Source organism: Streptomyces sp. R302 (assembly GCF_012927245.1).
In the GTDB taxonomy this organism is placed as follows: domain Bacteria; phylum Actinomycetota; class Actinomycetes; order Streptomycetales; family Streptomycetaceae; genus Streptomyces.
This window is the reverse complement of sequence record NZ_JABBGE010000007.1, coordinates 141,937-158,512: the sequence shown is the minus strand read 5'-3', so window position 1 is coordinate 158,512 and position 16,576 is coordinate 141,937. Positions and strand designations below refer to the sequence as shown.

15 protein-coding genes and 2 pseudogenes are annotated in these 16,576 nt (G+C 72.0%); 10 read left to right on the top strand and 7 right to left on the bottom strand.

Annotated features, from left to right (window positions below; all coding sequences use genetic code 11):
- The 4 genes from xdhC (at position 1) to HHL19_RS22445 (ending at position 4,678) form a co-directional block, all read left to right on the top strand.
- Complete coding sequence (xdhC, locus tag HHL19_RS22460; RefSeq protein WP_206325129.1) at positions 1 to 816, top strand: xanthine dehydrogenase accessory protein XdhC; 816 nt, start codon at positions 1 to 3, stop codon at positions 814 to 816.
- Positions 817 to 986: 170 nt separating this feature from the next.
- Positions 987 to 1,427: a VOC family protein gene (locus HHL19_RS22455; RefSeq protein WP_169092104.1), complete on the top strand. Its 441-nt coding sequence runs from the start codon at positions 987 to 989 to the stop codon at positions 1,425 to 1,427.
- A gap of 142 nt (positions 1,428 to 1,569) precedes the next feature.
- Positions 1,570 to 2,901 carry a cytochrome P450 gene (locus tag HHL19_RS22450; protein WP_346768375.1) on the top strand — a complete coding sequence of 444 codons (1,332 nt, stop codon included), beginning with the start codon at positions 1,570 to 1,572 and terminating at the stop codon, positions 2,899 to 2,901.
- Between the two features lie 181 nt (positions 2,902 to 3,082).
- Entirely contained in the window at positions 3,083 to 4,678 is a 1,596-nt protein-coding gene (locus HHL19_RS22445) for a PHB depolymerase family esterase (RefSeq protein ID WP_169092103.1), read from the top strand.
- Here HHL19_RS22445 and HHL19_RS22440 read toward each other — a convergent pair.
- From HHL19_RS22440 to HHL19_RS36855, 3 genes and pseudogenes are all read right to left on the bottom strand, one after another.
- Positions 4,660 to 5,072, bottom strand: a pseudogene (locus HHL19_RS22440) (phosphotyrosine protein phosphatase). The gene HHL19_RS22445 and the pseudogene HHL19_RS22440 sit on opposite strands and share 19 nt — an antisense overlap.
- Before the next feature lie 519 nt (positions 5,073 to 5,591).
- Positions 5,592 to 5,814, bottom strand: a pseudogene (locus HHL19_RS37565) (hypothetical protein); the annotation flags it as partial.
- A gap of 145 nt (positions 5,815 to 5,959) precedes the next feature.
- Positions 5,960 to 6,436, bottom strand: a complete 477-nt coding sequence (locus HHL19_RS36855) for a hypothetical protein (RefSeq protein ID WP_206325091.1) — start codon at positions 6,434 to 6,436, stop codon at positions 5,960 to 5,962.
- A gap of 185 nt (positions 6,437 to 6,621) precedes the next feature.
- Here HHL19_RS36855 and HHL19_RS22425 point away from each other — a divergent pair, with 185 nt between their 5' ends.
- The 4 genes from HHL19_RS22425 to HHL19_RS22410 all read left to right on the top strand — a co-directional run bounded on the left by HHL19_RS22425 (position 6,622) and on the right by HHL19_RS22410 (position 9,789).
- The gene (locus tag HHL19_RS22425) at positions 6,622 to 7,017 is read left to right on the top strand and encodes a hypothetical protein (RefSeq protein WP_206325090.1); all 396 of its coding nucleotides are present in this window, start codon (positions 6,622 to 6,624) and stop codon (positions 7,015 to 7,017) included.
- 69 nt (positions 7,018 to 7,086) lie between these two features.
- A complete protein-coding gene (locus HHL19_RS22420) occupies positions 7,087 to 7,617 on the top strand; it encodes a GNAT family N-acetyltransferase (protein ID WP_169092102.1) in 531 nt (176 codons plus the stop codon).
- A 324-nt stretch (positions 7,618 to 7,941) separates the two neighbouring features.
- Complete coding sequence (locus tag HHL19_RS22415) at positions 7,942 to 8,514, top strand: hypothetical protein (RefSeq protein WP_169092101.1); 573 nt, start codon at positions 7,942 to 7,944, stop codon at positions 8,512 to 8,514.
- 327 nt (positions 8,515 to 8,841) lie between these two features.
- Positions 8,842 to 9,789 (top strand): nitrilase-related carbon-nitrogen hydrolase, encoded by a 948-nt coding sequence (locus HHL19_RS22410; protein ID WP_169092100.1) that lies wholly within the window; start codon positions 8,842 to 8,844, stop codon positions 9,787 to 9,789.
- A gap of 71 nt (positions 9,790 to 9,860) precedes the next feature.
- Here HHL19_RS22410 and HHL19_RS22405 read toward each other — a convergent pair whose 3' ends face one another.
- Positions 9,861 to 10,595, bottom strand: coding sequence for a carbonic anhydrase (locus HHL19_RS22405; protein WP_346768374.1), 735 nt, complete (start codon positions 10,593 to 10,595; stop codon positions 9,861 to 9,863).
- Between the two features lie 150 nt (positions 10,596 to 10,745).
- Here HHL19_RS22405 and HHL19_RS22400 point away from each other — a divergent pair, with 150 nt between their 5' ends.
- Positions 10,746 to 12,194 (top strand): bifunctional folylpolyglutamate synthase/dihydrofolate synthase, encoded by a 1,449-nt coding sequence (locus HHL19_RS22400; RefSeq protein ID WP_346768373.1) that lies wholly within the window; start codon positions 10,746 to 10,748, stop codon positions 12,192 to 12,194.
- Positions 12,195 to 12,273: 79 nt separating this feature from the next.
- On the opposite strand, the gene HHL19_RS22395 is transcribed toward HHL19_RS22400, so the two are convergent.
- Positions 12,274 to 13,575 carry a PQQ-binding-like beta-propeller repeat protein gene (locus HHL19_RS22395; protein ID WP_240981804.1) on the bottom strand — a complete coding sequence of 434 codons (1,302 nt, stop codon included), beginning with the start codon at positions 13,573 to 13,575 and terminating at the stop codon, positions 12,274 to 12,276.
- Between the two features lie 173 nt (positions 13,576 to 13,748).
- Positions 13,749 to 14,363 (bottom strand): CGNR zinc finger domain-containing protein, encoded by a 615-nt coding sequence (locus tag HHL19_RS22390; protein WP_169092099.1) that lies wholly within the window; start codon positions 14,361 to 14,363, stop codon positions 13,749 to 13,751.
- 138 nt (positions 14,364 to 14,501) lie between these two features.
- Between HHL19_RS22390 and HHL19_RS22385 the strand changes: the two genes are divergently transcribed.
- Entirely contained in the window at positions 14,502 to 15,794 is a 1,293-nt protein-coding gene (locus tag HHL19_RS22385) for an MFS transporter (RefSeq protein ID WP_346768372.1), read from the top strand.
- Here the strand turns inward: HHL19_RS22385 and HHL19_RS22380 are convergent.
- A complete protein-coding gene (locus tag HHL19_RS22380; protein ID WP_169092097.1) occupies positions 15,783 to 16,514 on the bottom strand; it encodes a hypothetical protein in 732 nt (243 codons plus the stop codon). The two genes, HHL19_RS22385 and HHL19_RS22380, sit on opposite strands and share 12 nt — an antisense overlap.
- Positions 16,515 to 16,576 lie beyond the last annotated feature (62 nt).

Sequence of the window (16,576 nt, the reverse complement as noted above, 5' to 3'; positions counted from 1 at the left end):
ATGACCTGGGTCGCCGCGGTCGCGCGGTTGCGGGGACGCCGGGAGGCCGGCGTACTCGTGACCGTCGCGACCGTGCGCGGTCACGCACCCCGCAAGCCCGGCGCGAAACTCGTCGTGGGACGGACGGACGTGTGGGGCTCGATCGGCGGCGGCAACATCGAGGCCGTCGCCATCGACCGGGCCCGGGAGCTGATCGACACGCCCGAGGCGGAGGCGGAGCCGGAGCTGATGGAGTTCGCCCTGAACGACAAGGTGACCGGGCGCCACGGAGTCCAGTGCTGCGGAGGCACGGTCTCGGTGTTCCTGGAACCCTTGCCGGTGCCGCCCGCGGTGGCGGTCTTCGGCGTCGGGCACGTCGGCCTCGAACTGGCCCGCATCCTGGCCCGGCACGACCTCGACCTGCACCTGATCGACAGCCGCGCCGACATGCTCACCACGGAACGCCTCTCCGTCCTCGACGACGCGGTGGCCCGACTCCACGTCCACCACACCCCGCTCCTCCCCGAGGAGGTCCTCGACGAACTCGCACCCGGCACCCACGTCCTCATCGCCACGCACGACCACGCCGAGGACGCGGCCCTGTGCGACGCGGCGCTGCGCACGCCCGGCCTCGGTTCGATCGGCCTGATCGGCTCCGCCGCCAAATGGGCCCGCTTCCGGCAGCGCCTCGCCAAGGAGGGCGGCCACGATCCCGCCACCATCGACCGGATCAAGACCCCGATCGGCCTCCCCGAGATCACCGGCAAGGAACCCGCCACGATCGCGGTCAGCGTCGCGGCGGACCTCCTCCTGACCTTCCAGAGGACCGCCCGCTGAAGCCGCCCCGACCGACCGCCCGGCGGGAGGTCGGCGAAAGGCGACCGGCTTGCGGGTGTCGCACGGAGCCCGCACCCCGCGCCCCCGATATACCGGTAGCTCCGAAGGGCCGAGAGGCCGAAGAGCCGAAGAGCCGAGGGGCCTCGCGAGGCAGAGGGAGAACAGCAGTCGTGACACTCCACCGCATGGACAACGTCGGCATCGTCGTCGAAGACCTGGAGGCCGCCATCGCCTTCTTCACCGAACTGGGCATGACGCTCGACGGCAGGGCGCAGATCGAGGGCCTCTTCGCGGACCAGGCCGTCGGCCTCGACGGAGTCCGCAGCGAGATCGCGATGCTGCGGACCCCGGACGGCCACGGCAAACTGGAACTCGCGCAGTACCGGACCCCCGCGGCGATCGTCGACGGCTCACCCAACCCGCCGCCGAACACCCTGGCCCTGCACCGGGTCATGTTCGCCGTCGACGACATCGACGACACCCTTGCCCGCCTCCGCGCCCACGGCGCCGAGCTCATCGGCGAGGTGGCGCAGTACCGAGACGTGTACCGCCTCTGCTACCTCCGAGGCCCCTCAGGCATCATCCTCGCCCTGGCCGAACAGACGAACTGACACCGCGCCACGCCACGACAGGTGGTGCCGGCGTCGGGCCGCGGCACACCGGAGCGTGCGGTGACGGCGACCGCCGCGTCACGGCGAGTGATGCCGCACACATGCGGCGGGGCTGCCGGCCGGGACGTGTTAGCTTCCGGCAGTGATCTCCCCGGTCGCGGATGCCCGCGAAGTCGACGACGTAGTCAGGTCCGGTTCCGTGCTGTCGGACGGCCGCCCGGCCGGCGACGCCGTCCACGCGGCCGAGTCGCTGGGGCTGCTGGACCTGTTCGGCGACTCCTTCGTCCGTGATCCGTACCCGTGGCTCGATCGGCTGCGGGCCGAGGCGCCCGTGCATCAGGATCCCGGTACGGGGCTGTGGCTGGTCAGTCGGCATCAGGACATCCGGCGCGCCCTGCTCGACACGGACCGGTTCCTGCCGGACAACGCCCAGAACGCGGTCACGCCGCTGCCCGTCGCCGTGATGCGGGTCCTCGTGCGGGCCGGGTTCACGTTGCCGGCCGCGCTCGCCAACAACGGGACCCCGAGCCACGCGGGGCTGCGGCGGGTCGTCATGCGGTTCTTCGACGCGCGGAGTGTCACCGCCGCCGTACCGATGATCGAGCGTATCGCCGACGAGTTGCTCGACCGGATACCCGGCGGCGATATCGACCTGTTCATCCCCTTCGCTCAGATCCTTCCCTGTCGGGTGCTGATGGAGCTGCTCGGCATTCGCGGCGTCGATCCCGCCACGCTGATCGCCTGGAGCGACGCCGCGCTGGAGCTTTTCTGGGGGCGCCCTTCGCTCGCCCGTCAGCTGGAGCTGGCGGAGCTCGTCGCGGAGTTCCACCAGTGGCTCACCGCGACCGTGCGCGACGACGACGCGCCGCCCGGCTCGTTCGTCCGCGCCCTCGCCGACCATCGGCTGCCCGACGGCACGCCCCTGGACGTCCCCACCGCAGTGGCCGCCTGCTTCTTCGTCTTCGTCGCCGGCCAGTCCACCACCGGGCAGCTCATCGCCACCGTCCTCAGTAGGGCGCTCGCCGACCCGGGGGTGTGGCGGGGTGCCGCCGAGGAGGCGGGCCTGGCCGAGGCGTGGGTGGAGGAGGTACTGCGCCGCGAGCCGCCCGTGACCACCTGGCGCAGGGTGACCGCCGAAGCGACCCGGCTGGGCGGCGTGGAGCTGCCGGCGGGCGCGCAGGTGCTGCTGATGCTCATGGGGAGCGGCTCCGATCCGGCCGTCTTCCCGGACCCGGAGCGCATGTGCCCGGGACGGGCGAACGCCCGCCGCCACCTGGCGTTCGGCGCCGGACGTCACCTCTGCCCGGGCGCCACGCTCGCCCGCACGGAGGCGGCGGTGGCCCTGCGGGCGGCAGCCCGCCGCCTTCCCTCCGTACGGCCGGCGGACCCCCAGGTCGAACCTCCCATGCTGGGCCTGCTGTCCTTCAGGGCCCCGTTGCGGGTGGCGGTGGAGCGGCAGCCCCGGCGTCCGTGACGTCGGAGGGGCCCCGCCCCGGCCACGCAGGCCGGAAACCGTCGCTCCTATGGCACGGCGCGCCACATTCCCACCCACGGAAGTGGCGGCACCACATGTGGGCCGGGTTCCCCGCCGTTCACCAGGATGTCCGCATCTCACCCCCACCCTGTACCCGGAGATGCGCATGAAGATCAGAAGGATGATCGGAAGCAAGACCGGCAGGACCGGCAGCACGGGCAGTACCGGCAGGACCGGCAGCACAGGCAGCACAGGCAGTACCGGCAGGACCGGCAGCACGGCCGGCACCGGCAGGGCCGGTCGTATCGGGAAGCTCCTCGTCGCCGCTCTCGCGGCCATCGGCATCGCCGCCCCGGCGGTCGATGGGGCGACGGCCGCGGTTCCGGCGCCGACGCCCGGCACCCTCCAGCAGTACGACATCAGCGCGACGTACGTGAGCGGCCTCTCCTCCGGTGGGTTCATGGCCAACCAGATGCACGTCGCCTACTCGGACGTCTTCGCGGGGGCCGGCATCTTCTCGGCCGGCCCGTACGACTGCGCGCAGAACAACCTCAACACGGCCTTGTACGCGTGCATGGACACGTTCATGGCCCGCAAGACCCCCGCCCAGCTGGAGCAGTTGACCCGCGACCGGGCCGCGGCGGGCAAGGTCGACCCGGTCGCCAACCTGTCGGGCGACAAGGTCTGGCTGTTCCACGGCACCAACGACACCACCGTCAAGGCCCCCGTGAACGACGACCTCGCCACGTACTACCGCGACTTCGGCGCCGACGTGATCTACGACAACACGTCGGCATCGGGCCACGCCTGGGTGAGCCCCATCGGCCCCAACGCGTGTACGTCCACCAGTTCGCCGTACGTCAACAACTGCGGCGGCGACCCGGTGAAGGACATGCTGACGCACCTGCTGGGAAGCGTGAACCCGGCGACCTCCTCCGCGCCCACGGGCAAGCTGGTCCGTTTCGACCAGAGCGCGTACACCCCCGGCGGCAGCCCGAGCGCCGTCAGCATGGGCGCCGAGGGCTTCGCCTACGTACCGCGGTCCTGCCAGGACGGGGCCTCGTGCAGGCTGATGGTCACGCTCCACGGCTGCTACCAGTACTACGGCCTGGTCGGCAACGCCCTCATGGACAAGGCCTACCTCAACGAGTACGCCGACACCAACGACATGATCGTCCTCTACCCGCAGGCCACCACCATGACCGGCAACCCGCGTGGCTGCTGGGACTGGTGGGGCTACAAGTCGGCCGACTACGCGCAGAAGAGCGGCCCGCAGATGACGGCCGTGATGAACATGGCCAAGGCCCTCGGCGCGGGCACCACCGACACCCCCACCCCCACCCCCGGTCTCCCCGCCCCGACCGGACTGGCCGTCACCGGCACCACGGCGTCGAGCGCCACGCTGTCCTGGAGCGCGGTCCAGGGCGCCGCGTCGTACGACGTCTACCGCGACGGAACGAAGGTGAACGCCGCCCCGGTGACGTCCACCGGCTACACCGACTCCGGCCTGACGGCCGGTACGGCGTACGGTTACACGGTCGCGGCCGTCGACGCCTCCGGAGCGCCCGGCGCCAAGGCCGCACCCGTCACGGCCACCACCACGGGCGCCGCGCTCTGCGTGACCGCCAGCAACTACGCCCACACCCAGGCCGGCCGAGCCCACCAGTCGGGCGGCTACACCTACGCCAACGGCTCGAACCAGAACCTCGGCCTCTGGAACGTCCTGGCCTCCAGCACCATCAAGGAGACCTCGCCGGGCTACTGGGTCACGTGCTGAGCCCCTGAGCCGCCGGCGTACGCGCACCGCACCTGCCCGGAGTGCTCGGACCGCAGGGGCACGACGCGTCCCGCCGGGTCGTCGAGCTGCCGGTCCAGGTACCGCTTGCCGGGGAAGTAGGGGCAGGCATCGCCGCACCCCATGGTGATCACGACGTCGGAGCCCGTACCGCCTCGGCTGAGATGCCGATGCCGGACCCGCGCATGGCTTCGACGACGGCCGGGTTCACCGTGTCGGCCAGGGCGGGTCCGGCCGAGCGGATTTCGCCCCGATCCTCGCCGAGGTGGGCGAGGAAGGCGGCGGCCATCTGGGACCGGCCGGAGTTGTGGGCACAGACGACCAGAACGACGGAGGGGAAGGGGGGGAAGGCATGGGGGAGGTGGGAGGTGCTCATCGGGCCAGGGCGCCTCTTCGGTGGGGCGTGCGGCGGTCTCCGTGGGGACGACCGGGACTGCGAAGTCCGGGACCACGCGGCCGAAGCGGAGCGCGACCATGCCGGCGAAGGACGTGGAGGAGGTGAACCAGTACGCCACTTCGATGAAGCAGGCGACCCGCGCGGGTGCGAGGTGGGCCCGGCCGGTACGGCCCAGGTCGATGACGAGCCAGACCGGCCCGACGGCGGCCACGACCTCCGTCGGCCACAGATGCCGGGCCGACCGGGCGTGGGGGGGGGAGAGAGAGGCGCAGGAGCGGCTCGCCGAACATCGCGTCGCCGAACATCGCGTCGGCGAGCACCACGCAGGCGATCGCCCCGGCGATCTGGGCGGGCACGTACGCCGCGGCCTCGCGCGTGGTGAACGGCGAGGGTGACCGCCGGATTGAAGTGGCCCCCGGCACCGGGACGAGCAGGGCGATCAGCACGCCGAGGTCGAAGACGGTGGCGAGGGAGTCGGCGAGCAACTGCGTTCCGACGTCACGGGTCGGTTCGGTGGCCCGGATCCCGGAGCCGACCACCGTCGTGACCAGCGCGGCCGCCCCGAGCCCCCCGACCGACGCCTTGGCCGCGACGGGCGGACAGCTGCGCCAGAGCCTCGGGCAGCACCCAGGAGTACACCCACGTGCCACGCCGCTCGGAGCCGACAAGGCCGGCCGCCCGCCGGCACCTTCAGGTGGCGGGAGATCGTCGGCTGGGAGACGCCCAACGGGAGGACAGCAGGCGCAGCCGGATCGGTCCGACGGCGCCCTACCAAGCTCTTCGGTGCCGAGCGCGCGAAGCGCCGCCAGGGTACGCCAGCTTCCCCCTCGTCGAACCGTCGCCCAAGCATGGACCTGTGCGGAGGTCTACGTCGGCAAAGCCGACGCCGACCAGCTGGCCAAGACCCCCGCACGCGGCAACGAAGCCTGCTGCGCCCGGCTGAGGACCCGCCGGGGCGGCCTGACGGGGATCTCCGACAGCGGCCCGGCCTCTGACGACCCCGGCCCGGGCGGACGTCGCGAACGAACGTCCGGGTTCGGATTCGGGTTCGAGTTCGGTCGCGACTTCGGCGGGTACTCGACCGGATCGGGTTCCCAGTACCAGTCCTCGCCCTGGTGGACCGCCCGCCCCGGCCGAGGGCTCGGTCCGCCGTCGCGGCCCGCGTGCCAGTGGATGAAGGCGACCACCGCGAAGAGGAAGAGGACCATGCCGAGAACGGTCCACGCCGCCGGATCGCCCGCGGCGAGCCGCGGCCCACCCGTGGTCCACAGATACCGTCCGAGCCGCCAGACCGCCATGACCAGCACGTACCCGAGCCCCAAGGCGAACGGCAGGAAGACCAAGCCGACGCCGAGACACCCTTTGTCCACGCCCCTACGACCCATCCCCGCCCCCGTGTCACGCGCCAGACGCAGCCGAAGCGGGGGATAACCCACCACGGCAGCTCCGACACCGCCCTCCCGGGTCGTCAACTGCCGCAGTCTGATGGACTGTCGACCCGCGCCCCGCGCATGGGACGATCCGCACCATGATCGGATGGATGCGCCACGCCCCGCGCTGGGTGGCCGTGTCGGTCTCCGGCATCGCGGCCGTTCTGCTCCTCGTCGGTGCGGTGTCGCACATCATCGACATCCTCACCCACGGTCTGCACCCGTACGCCTGGGCGCCGGGGTGGCTCAACCTCTACTGGTCGTCGCTGGCGCTCCTCGACGTGCTCGCCGCCGTGCTCCTGATCAGAGGCGAACGCCGAGGAGTCGACCTCGCCTGCGTCATCACGACGACCGACACCGCTGCCAACTGGTACGCGGTCTACGGCTTCCAGCACGGCGACTTCGCCGCCCGGCCCGGCCTCCAACGGCTGACCTTCTTCGCCACGCTCGTCCTCGTCACGGCGCCGTTCATCCGACGGCACCTCGCCCAATGAGCCGATGCCGATGCCGATGCCGATGCGTGCAGCACCACGTCACATCAGAGTCACGAATCGAGGGAGAACATGCACACGGATGGCGCGGCCCGGGCGGACCTTCCGGAGGCCGGGTTCCGGCTGCGGCCGGCTGCCGCCGGGGACGCAGAGTTCCTGACGGCGATACTGCTGGAGGCGTTCAACTGGGACGCCCCGCGGTTCAGTCGGGACGAGATCCTGGCGACGCCGCACTTCGCCCACTACGTCACCGGGTGGCCCCGGGCAGGGGACTTCGGCGTGGTCGCCGAGGCCCCCTCGGGCGCCCCCGTCGGCGCGGCCTGGGCCAGGACATTCCCCGCCCACGACCCGGGGTACGGACACGTCGACCCGCAGGTGCCCGAACTGACCGTCGGCGTGCTCCCCGGACACCGGGGCCGAGGCGTCGGCGGCGCTCTGCTGGACGCGGTGGTGGCGTTGGCGGCCCGGTCGGGCGTCGACCGCCTGAGCCTCAGCGTCGAGGACGGCAACCACGCCGCCGCGCTCTACGCCTCCCGCGGCTTCGTCACGGTCGGACGGGAGGGGAACGCGGACACCATGGTGATCCAGTTGGGCACGCACTGAACCGCCGCCCGGACGCCACGACGAGTCTCAGCCGCCGTCGGGTGAGGGCCTGCCGCCGGTGAGGGAGAGGCTGAGTATCCGGTCGGCGATACGTTACCGACCGCCGACCGCCGACCGCCGACCGCCGACCGCCGACCGCCGACCGCCGACTCCACCGTCCCGCCCAGCTCAACCTGGCGCAGTGTTGGGGCCTGCCCACGGAATATGACGAGCATTCGCCTGCGGCCACCCCCGGGCATGCGCCACCGTGGAGGGAATGAGGCGACCGCCGACGGACGTGCGCGGCGGCCGTCGCACCGACACCACAGAAGGGGAGAGCGAACCATGTGGGAGCCGGACGGCGCGGAAGGACACGTGGGCAAGGTGGGCGTGCTGCTGGAGGACGGCACGGTGCCCGGCCCGGTCTACATCGACATCGGCAGCGGGTCGTACGTCCCGAGCTTCACGGACTGGTGGTACTACGACGGCGTGCACCGGCGCCCGCTCGCGGACCGGATGCGCGCCGTGTGCGCCTGCGGGTGGCAGTGCGAGACGACGTACCCGATCGACTGGAAGCGCGTACCGCACCGCGAGCCGTACCTGTACGACACCTCCGCCCCCGAGCGGGACTGGGAGAACCACACCCGGCAGATCAACGCGGCCGCGGTGCCCCTGCCGCAGGACGTCGCCCGCCTCATCTCCCAGATCCGTGAACGCCTCGACGACATCGAGGACACCGACCCCCTCACCGCCCTGCGCATCGTGGGCGCGCTCGACGCGGTCGTCGAGACCGACGGCCCGTACGCCACCCGCCTCGCCACGCGCAAACACACCGACGAGGAGATCGCCACCGCCCTCGGCAGCACGGAGAAGGCCCTCGCCGCCCGCCTCCGCCGCTACGACAACACCCGCTTCTGAGACCCGAGCCCCCCGGCGCCCGTGCGCCCCGCGTCCGGCCCCTCGCCGTGAGGGGCCGGACGCGAGGGGCGAAGCGCAGGTCCCCGCGACGTCGCCGCAGCACGGCCGACGACGGCGGATCGGGGGTCGGAGGCGTCTCCGCCGACGTACGCGACCTCTGACCTGACCTGACCTGACCTGACCTGACAACAACACCATGACCGTTCCACCCCACCCCAACGACAGCCCCGGGGCATCGTCCCCACCACAGCCGTCGTCGCGGGACCGGTCGTACGACCCGTTCTGGCCGCCCGCGCCGCCGGCGGCGCCATGGCCTAGCGTCGAAGCATGACTTCGACTGCCGCAGAGGCCCGCCGTACCGTGACCGTCGCCGTCGTCCAGGCGGCCGCCCCGTTGTTCGACACCCCGACGGCGGTGGCCCGGGCCGAGGAACTCGTCCGCGAGGCCGCCGGGCGCGGCGCCGAAGTAGTCGTGCTGCCCGAGGCGTTCATCGGCGGCTACCCCAAGGGGCTGGACTTCGGCATCACCGTCGGCAGCCGCACCCCGGACGGCCGCGAGCTCTTCCACCGCTACCACGCCGCCGCGATCGAGATCCCTGGCCCGGAGACGGAGGCGATCGGCGCCGTGACCCGGGAGCTGGGGGTCCACGCCGTGATCGGGGCGGTCGAGCGCCGCGGCGGCACCCTGTACTGCGTCGCCCTCTTCTTCGGCCCCGACGGCTACCTGGACCTGCACCGCAAGCTCATGCCCACCGCCGCCGAACGCTACCTGTGGGGGCAGGGCGACGGCTCCACGCTCCCCGTCGTCGACACCGGCGCCGCCCGCCTCGGCGCCGCGATCTGCTGGGAGAACTACATGCCCCTCCTGCGCACCGCGATGTACGCCAAGGGCGTCGACCTGTGGTGCGCGCCGACCGTCGACGACCGCGACGCCTGGCAGGCCACCATGCGCCACATCGCCCTGGAGGGCCGCTGCTTCGTCCTCAGCGCCAACCAGTACCTGCGCCGTGACGCGCTGCCGGACGACGTCCATCCCGTCCAGGGCGACGAGCCCGGCACCGTACTGATCGGCGGCGGTTCCGTCATCGTCTCCCCGCTCGGCGAAGTCCTCGCGGGACCGCTCCGCGACGGCGAGGGCATCCTCACCGCCGAACTCGACCTCGACGACCTGGCCCGCGCCCGCTTCGACCTCGACACCACCGGCCACTACGCCCGCCCCGACGTCTTCACCCTCCACGTCGACGAAACCGCCCGCCACACCGTCACCCGCACCTGACCGACCGACACGGGCCCCGCCAGCCGCACCGGCCCCGGACGAGTGACTCGACCGGGGGAGCCCGCTCGGTGTCAGCGGACCTCGCGGACGAGCTGGTTCGTCAGTTCGTAGCGGGCCCCGACGACGGCCAGTCGGCCCGCGGCGATCCTGGCGGCCAGGTCGGGCTCCGTGGCGAGCCGCGAGCGTACGAGCCGGACCTGGGTGGTGACGGCGGCGTCGACGCGGGCCGAGCCGGGGAGCGAACGGTCGATCGCCGGCTTGATCTGCTCGGCGATGTACTGGATGTGGGCAGGCAGCGCCTCACCGGACTCGTCCGCGTGGACCGCCGCGGAGACGGCACCGCACGACTGGTGCCCGAGGACCACGACGAGGGGGATCCCGAGGTCGAGCACCCCGTACGCCACGCTCCCGAGCACCGCCTCGTCGAGTACCTCGCCGGCGGAGCGGACCGCGAGCAGGTCGCCCAGGCCCTGGTCGAAGATGAGCTCCGGCGGGACCCGGGAGTCGACGCAGCCGAGGACGACGGCGAACGGGTGCTGCCCGGACACCACCTCGGTGCGGACGGCGCGCGTCTCGTGCGGATGCTTCTCGTGGAAGGTGCGCCAGCGCCGGTTGCCCGCGTTCAGCTCGCGCAGCGCGGCTCCGGGCGTCGTGGGCCGGGCCCGCCTTCGGGTCGCGGGCGCCGCCGTCGTCGTCGTTGTCGTCGGCGGGAAGCCGAGCGCCCAGGCACCCGTGGTCACGGTGGCCCCGGTCACGGCCGTGCGCAGCAGACCGCGACGCGAGGGAGTTCCCGAAGAGTGGTTCACGGCAGGAACGTAGGGCCGAGTGCGACGGGCGTGTCCGTTTGTTTGCCGAATGCGCGAAGCCTTTTTGGACTCTGTTCGAGCGGATCGCGGCGAGTCATGGATTTCGCTCTTCGCTGCCTACTCGTCACGCTCGGTGGCATGATCCGTTGTGTGGACTACCGAATGTGCGTCGACACGCTGGCGAAGGTGCACGAGAACCCCGACCGGGTTCCCCGGACGGTGCGACAGGCGAACGTCTCCCGCCTGTTGGAGATGCTGGGCCGTCCGGAGCGGGGACTGCGCGGGATGCTGGTGGTCGGGACGAACGGCAAGGGCTCGACGTGCGCGTTCGCCGTGTCGGCGGCGGCCGCGACCGGCGAACGGGTCGGCAGCATGCCCAGCCCTCATCTGCAGGAGCTCAGGGAGCGGATCCGGATCGACGGGGTCCCCGTGACGCGCGCCGAGTACGTCACGGCGTTCTCCGACGTCTGGCAGGCGATCGAATGCCACGACCTGCCCGTCCTCGCCCAGGGCGTCTACGCGACCACCGCGGCCGTGCACTTCCGGCGGGCGGGCGTCGCGCTGACCGTCGCCGAGGCGAGCATCGGCGGGAGCCGGGCGGCCGCCGCCGAACTCGGCCTCGACGTGAAGGTCGTCACCGGCATCGGCCTCGACCACACCCGCCTGCTCGGCGCTTCCCTCGCCCAGATCGCCGAGGCGAAGGTCGCGGCCGCGCAGGACGGGGACCACGTCGTCCTCGGGCGCCTGGACCCGGAGGCGGCCACGACCGCCGAGCGGGTGCTGAAGGAGCGGACGGGGCTCTCCGTCTGGCGGATGGACCACGAGATCCGCTACACCGCCCGAGTCGCCGAACAAGCCGAACAACCCGTACAAGCCGAACAAGCCGGTTACGCCAGGCGCGCCGGTTACGGCGGTCACCCCGGCCCGCGCGGTTCACACGGTCCACACGGCCCGCACAGCCCGCACCGCCCGGTGACGCTCGTCGACGTCACCACGCCCCGCGCCGTGTACCGAGATCTGCCCTGCCCGCTCCCCGGAGCACACCAGCACCACAACCTCGCGGTCGCCATCGCCGCGGTGGACGCCCTCGTCGAACGCGGCCACATCCAGGAGCCGGACGCCGACCGGCTCCGTGCCCGACTGGCGTCCACCCGCTGGCCCGGACGCCTCGAACTGGTCGAGACCCGCCTGGGCGACTGGACGGGCCGCGTCCTGCTGGAAGGCGCCACCAATCCGCAGGGCGTCGCGACCGTGGCCCCGGAGATCCTGCGCCACGCCCGCGACAGCGGAAACGGGGGACCGCCCGTGCTGCTCTTCGCCTCGATGGACGACAAGGACGTCTCCGGCATGCTCGCCCCGCTCCCCGCCGACTGGCCCCTGGTCCTCACCCGCACCGGCGCCCCCCGAGCCGCGGACCCCGCCGCCCTGCGAGCCCGGCTCGCGCCCGACCGCCGGGGACCGTGCGTGACCGCCGAGGACACCGGTTCCGCGCTCCACCGCGCCGCCGAACTCGTAGGACCCGAAGGCCTGATCGTCGTCTTCGGCTCGCTGTACCTCGTCGGCGAAGCCCGTACGGCCCTGGGCCTGCAGCCCGCGTGACAAAGCCGTCGGGGCCGTCGGAGCCGTCGGAACCGACGGAAGCGTCGGGATCGCCGGGATCATCGGTGTGGCCGGAGAGTCAGACGGGCAGGGCGTGCAGCTTCTTGCCGTGCAGGGCGAACACGTGCTTCCCGTCGGTGGCCACCAGCCACGCGTGGTAGTCGCCTGAGCCGTCGTTGAACGTCCAGCGCACAGCACCGGTCTTCGCATCGATGGCGATCACACCGCCCCGCTGGTCCAGGTCCGTGGCCGCGTACAGGACACCACCGGCCTTCACGTACTGCCGGGGCACCGTGAGGTTCGCGTCGGCGAGCGCCTGGGACGTCCAGATCTCCTTGCCGGTGCGGGGGTCGAGGGCGCGCAGGGTACGGCTGCTGTCCGCGAGGTAGAGGACGCCGTCCAGGACGGCCGGCTCTTTGAAGGAGACGTAGTTCGCCGCCGTCTCCACCGACCACTTCAGCGAGCCGTCGGCCAGGCTGAAGGCCTGGAGCCTCGACCCCTGCGGAACGATCACCAGGTTCTCGTACACGGCGAAGAAGCCGTAGTTGGTCTTGGTGGTCTTGTGCGTCCACACCTGCTTGCCGGTGCTGGTGTCTCGCACCGTGAGGTTCTTCTTGAAGTCGGTGTAGACGAGGTGGCGGCCCTGGGCGTGGGCGTGGATGCCGTTGCCTTCGGTGCCGACGTCGCGCTGTTCCTGCCAAGCCGGCTTGCCGGTACGGCTGTTGAGCGCGGCGATCACGTTGGTCCTGGACGACCCGTCGGCCTCCAGGACCTCGGCGATGACGTACACCTGCCTGTCGTCCACCGCGATCGGCTTCGGCTGCCGGTAGCCCTTGCCCAGGTGGCTGCGCCAGGTCTCCTTGCCGGAGGCCGGGTCGTAGCCGGCGACCGTGCCGTCGTACGTGGCGCTGGCCAGGTACAGCGTGCCGTTGCCGAGCAGCATCGGCGCACCGGGCACCGCGCCGTCCTTCAACGACCACCGCTCCTGGCCCGAGGCGGCGTCCAGCGCGGCCAGCGGCTCACCGCTGGCGATCACCACGCCGCTCGTGGCGACGAGTTCGTCGTTGTCGCCGTAGGTCTGCGCGGACGTCGTCTTCGTCCAGAGAGGCTTGGGCGCCCGTCCGTCCTTGCCGGCGCCGCCGCCCTCGGCGGGCTTGTCGCCGCCGGAGCCACCAGAACCACCGGACTCACCGGACCCCTCGGAACCGCCCGATCCGCCAGATCCGCCAGATCCCCCCGATCCGCCGAGGTTGGCGTCGTCCTCACGGCAGCCGGTCGCCCCCACCGTCAGGACGGCCAGGGTGAGTCCGCCGCCGGCCAGCCGCAGTGCGCGCCGCCGGGAGAATCTGCCGCCCGGCACGCTGTCGCCTCGCATGGTCATGTCGCTGTACCCCCGTGGAGCCGTCGGATCGGAAAAATGTGCCGCTCGGGCCAACGTCGTACGGACGTGCGCCCCCGCGGCCTGGAACGCTATCCGTCGTCGCAGGCTGGAGGTGGTGTCGGGGTCCGATCGGGACGGCTTCGTGAACCAATCGGGACACTGTGAGGGAGGCTCTACGCCTCCTGAGCCTGCGTGTCCTGCTGCTTATGCTTCTGCTTCTGCCGGGCGTAGTAGGCGCGGGCGCGGTTGCGATCGCCGCAGTCCTTCGTGTCGCACCAGCGGCGGTTCCGTCGCGGTGACGTGTCGAGATAGACCCATCCGCACTTGGCGTCCTCGCACTGGTGCAGACGGTCGAGGTCGTCGCGCTGGGTGAGGGACACGAGCCCCCGGACGATGCGGTGGCGGGGCAGGCGGAGGTCGGTCTCCCGGTCCTGCCACTGCCAGCGGCCGTCCGTGTGGACGAGGTCGGCCGCGGCGATCGCCGCCCGGTAGAGGCTCGCGAGGTCCGCGGCGGCTTCCGCGTCGTCGGCGAGGAGGACCCCGTAGACCATCTCCCGTGCGGAGACGACCTGTTCGCGTTCCCTTTCGGCCGCGGCGCCGTCCTGTTCGGCGAGGTCGCGGAGGGCGGCGGCCTCGCCCGTACCGATCAGATCGGATTCGAGGCACCACGCGACGACGTCGGAGTAGGTCGTCAGGGACTCGGTGCGTTCGGGTCCGCCCAGCCGCCACGCGACGGTGTTCACCAGGTCGAGCATGCGGTCGCCCGCGATGTGGCCGAACCTCACCATCGGCTCCTCTCTCAGATGTCACCCCTCATGGGTAAAACCATCATTGCATGTGAGGTGATCCTCTGTGATCCTGGTGCTCGTTTTTCTTTCATGCCCAATTGGCGAATCACCCATGAGATTCTCGCGAAGGGAAAGATCGTGTCCGCCGAAATCGCCGTCACCGCCTCCGCCGTCGTCAGACCGTTCACCGCTCTGTGGGCGTCGCAGGCGTCGTCGAACCTCGCCGACGGACTTCTCCAGGCGGCGGCTCCCCTCCTCGTCGCCACGCTGACCCGTGATCCGCTCGTGGTGGCTGGCATGACGGTGGCGCAGTTCCTGCCCTGGTTGCTCGCGACCCTCCCCGCGGGCGCGCTCGCCGACCGCATGGACAGACGGCGGATCCTCGTCGCGGGCAATCTGCTGCGCGCGGCGGGGTTCGCGCTGCTCGCCCTCGCCCTGGCCGGCGGATGGCGCCACGTCGCCCTGCTCTACGCCGCGGTGTTCGTCGCAGGCTGCGCCGAGACGATGGTCGACAACGCAGCCCTGGCCATACCTCCCCGCCTCCTGCCCCGCGCGAAGCTGGAGCGCGCGAACGGCAGACTGTTCGCCACGCAGTCGCTCGTGAACACGTTCATCGGCCCACCCGTCGGCGCGGCGCTGTTCGCGTTGGCGGCGTCCGCGGCCTTCTTCACCGGCGCGGCCGCGTTCGCCCTCGCCGGACTCGCGGCCCTGCTGCTGCCCGCACTGCGCCCGACCGGCAAGCAACACGAACCCGCCCGCTCCGACCGCTCCGACAGTTCCGCCCGGACCACCGTGACTCAGGACATCCGCACCGGATGGGCCCACTTCTGGCGCCACGACCTGCTGCGCCGCGTCGCGTTCATCTCGGCGGCCATCAACTTCTTCGGCGCGGCCACCGGTGGGCTCCTTGTCCTGCTGATCACGGGCCCGTACGCGGTGGCCATGTCGAACTACGGCCTCTTCATCGCCGTTCCCGCGGCCGGCGCCATCGCGGGCTCGCTGCTCGCCGAGCGCGTCGTGCCCCGCATCGGGGGCGGCCCCACCTGCTGGCTGGCCGCCCTCGTCCCGGCCGCCGGGTACGCCGTCCTCGGGCTCGGTCACAGCACGCCGCTCGCCCTGGCCGCGATGTTCGGCGCGGCGTTCGCGGGCTCGCTCAACCAGATCGTCGTCAGCACCCTGCGCCAGGCGGCCGTCCCCGACGCGCTCCTCGGCCGCGTCACCGCGGCCTACCGCCTGATCGTCCTGGGCGTCGTGCCCCTCGGCGCGCTCGGCGGAGGACTGCTCGGACGCCACCTGGGTGTCCGCGCCGTCTTCCTCGCCGCGGCCGTCGGACTCGCCCTCGCCGCGCTTCCCCTTGCCTCCCGGGTCACCACCCGACGCCTCCGCGACGCGGAGAGAACCCCCGTGAGGGCTGCCCGCTCAGACGAGTGACGACGTCTCGGCCTCGACGGCGTCGGCGGGCACCCGCACCTGCACGGGCTCGCCCAGCCCGCTCGGGCTCAGCGTCGCCGTGGACAGCAGCATCCCCTCAAGATCCATCTGCAGCCGAACCCGCATGAGCCGGCCCCGCCGATCGAGCCACACGTCGGCGGTGGCGGGAATCGTGCCGCCCGTCATGTCGCGCATCTGGTCGACCTTCTTCCGGGCCTCCGGGGACATGCCGAGGGCGAGGGCGGCGTGGGTGAGTTCGCCCGGGTAGCGGGTGGCGGAGACACCATCCACGTCCTTCGCCGCGAGCCGCCGGTAGCGCACGCCCATGAGCATTTGGCGCAGCAGGAACTCGGGGTCGTTGCCCGGCGCCTTGAGGATCCGCTCGGCCTTCACGCCGGCCCGGTCCACGTGCATCCAGTCGACCGACCCCTTCGCCGTGGTCCCCCGCACGTACAGCCGCTCCGCCGTGAAGACCTGCTCGAACCGAGCGGCGTCCTCCAGCCCCACGACGAGCGTCCCCCGCGTGCGCGCGAAGTCGTGCGCGCCCTCGCCGGTGAGCGCGCTCGCCGGTGACCGCGTACGCGCTGCCGTCTGCCCGACCTCCCAGCGGGGAGGGTGAGCGGAGCCGGGCGCCGAAGACCGGTGGCGGGCCGGGTACCCGGGAGGGGGTGCGACCTGGGCCGTCTTCGTCGACGGGCCGCTGGTCGCGTCGCGTACCACGACGTGACGGTGTCGGAGACCGTACCGACCGCGGTGGGCTCGGCCACCGCGGTCACGCTGGT

Bases quoted from the DNA above. Each gene is read 5' to 3' on its own strand.
- xdhC (WP_206325129.1), top strand. From the start codon at position 1: ATGACCTGGGTCGCCGCGGTCGCGCGGTTGCGGGGACGCCGGGAGGCC.
- HHL19_RS22445 (WP_169092103.1), top strand. From the start codon at position 3,083: ATGATCGGAAGCAAGACCGGCAGGACCGGCAGCACGGGCAGTACCGGC.
- HHL19_RS22425 (WP_206325090.1), top strand. From the start codon at position 6,622: ATGATCGGATGGATGCGCCACGCCCCGCGCTGGGTGGCCGTGTCGGTC.
- HHL19_RS22420 (WP_169092102.1), top strand. From the start codon at position 7,087: ATGCACACGGATGGCGCGGCCCGGGCGGACCTTCCGGAGGCCGGGTTC.
- HHL19_RS22415 (WP_169092101.1), top strand. From the start codon at position 7,942: ATGTGGGAGCCGGACGGCGCGGAAGGACACGTGGGCAAGGTGGGCGTG.
- HHL19_RS22410 (WP_169092100.1), top strand. From the start codon at position 8,842: ATGACTTCGACTGCCGCAGAGGCCCGCCGTACCGTGACCGTCGCCGTC.
- HHL19_RS22395 (WP_240981804.1), bottom strand. From the start codon at position 13,575: ATGACCATGCGAGGCGACAGCGTGCCGGGCGGCAGATTCTCCCGGCGG.
- HHL19_RS22390 (WP_169092099.1), bottom strand. From the start codon at position 14,363: ATGGTGAGGTTCGGCCACATCGCGGGCGACCGCATGCTCGACCTGGTG.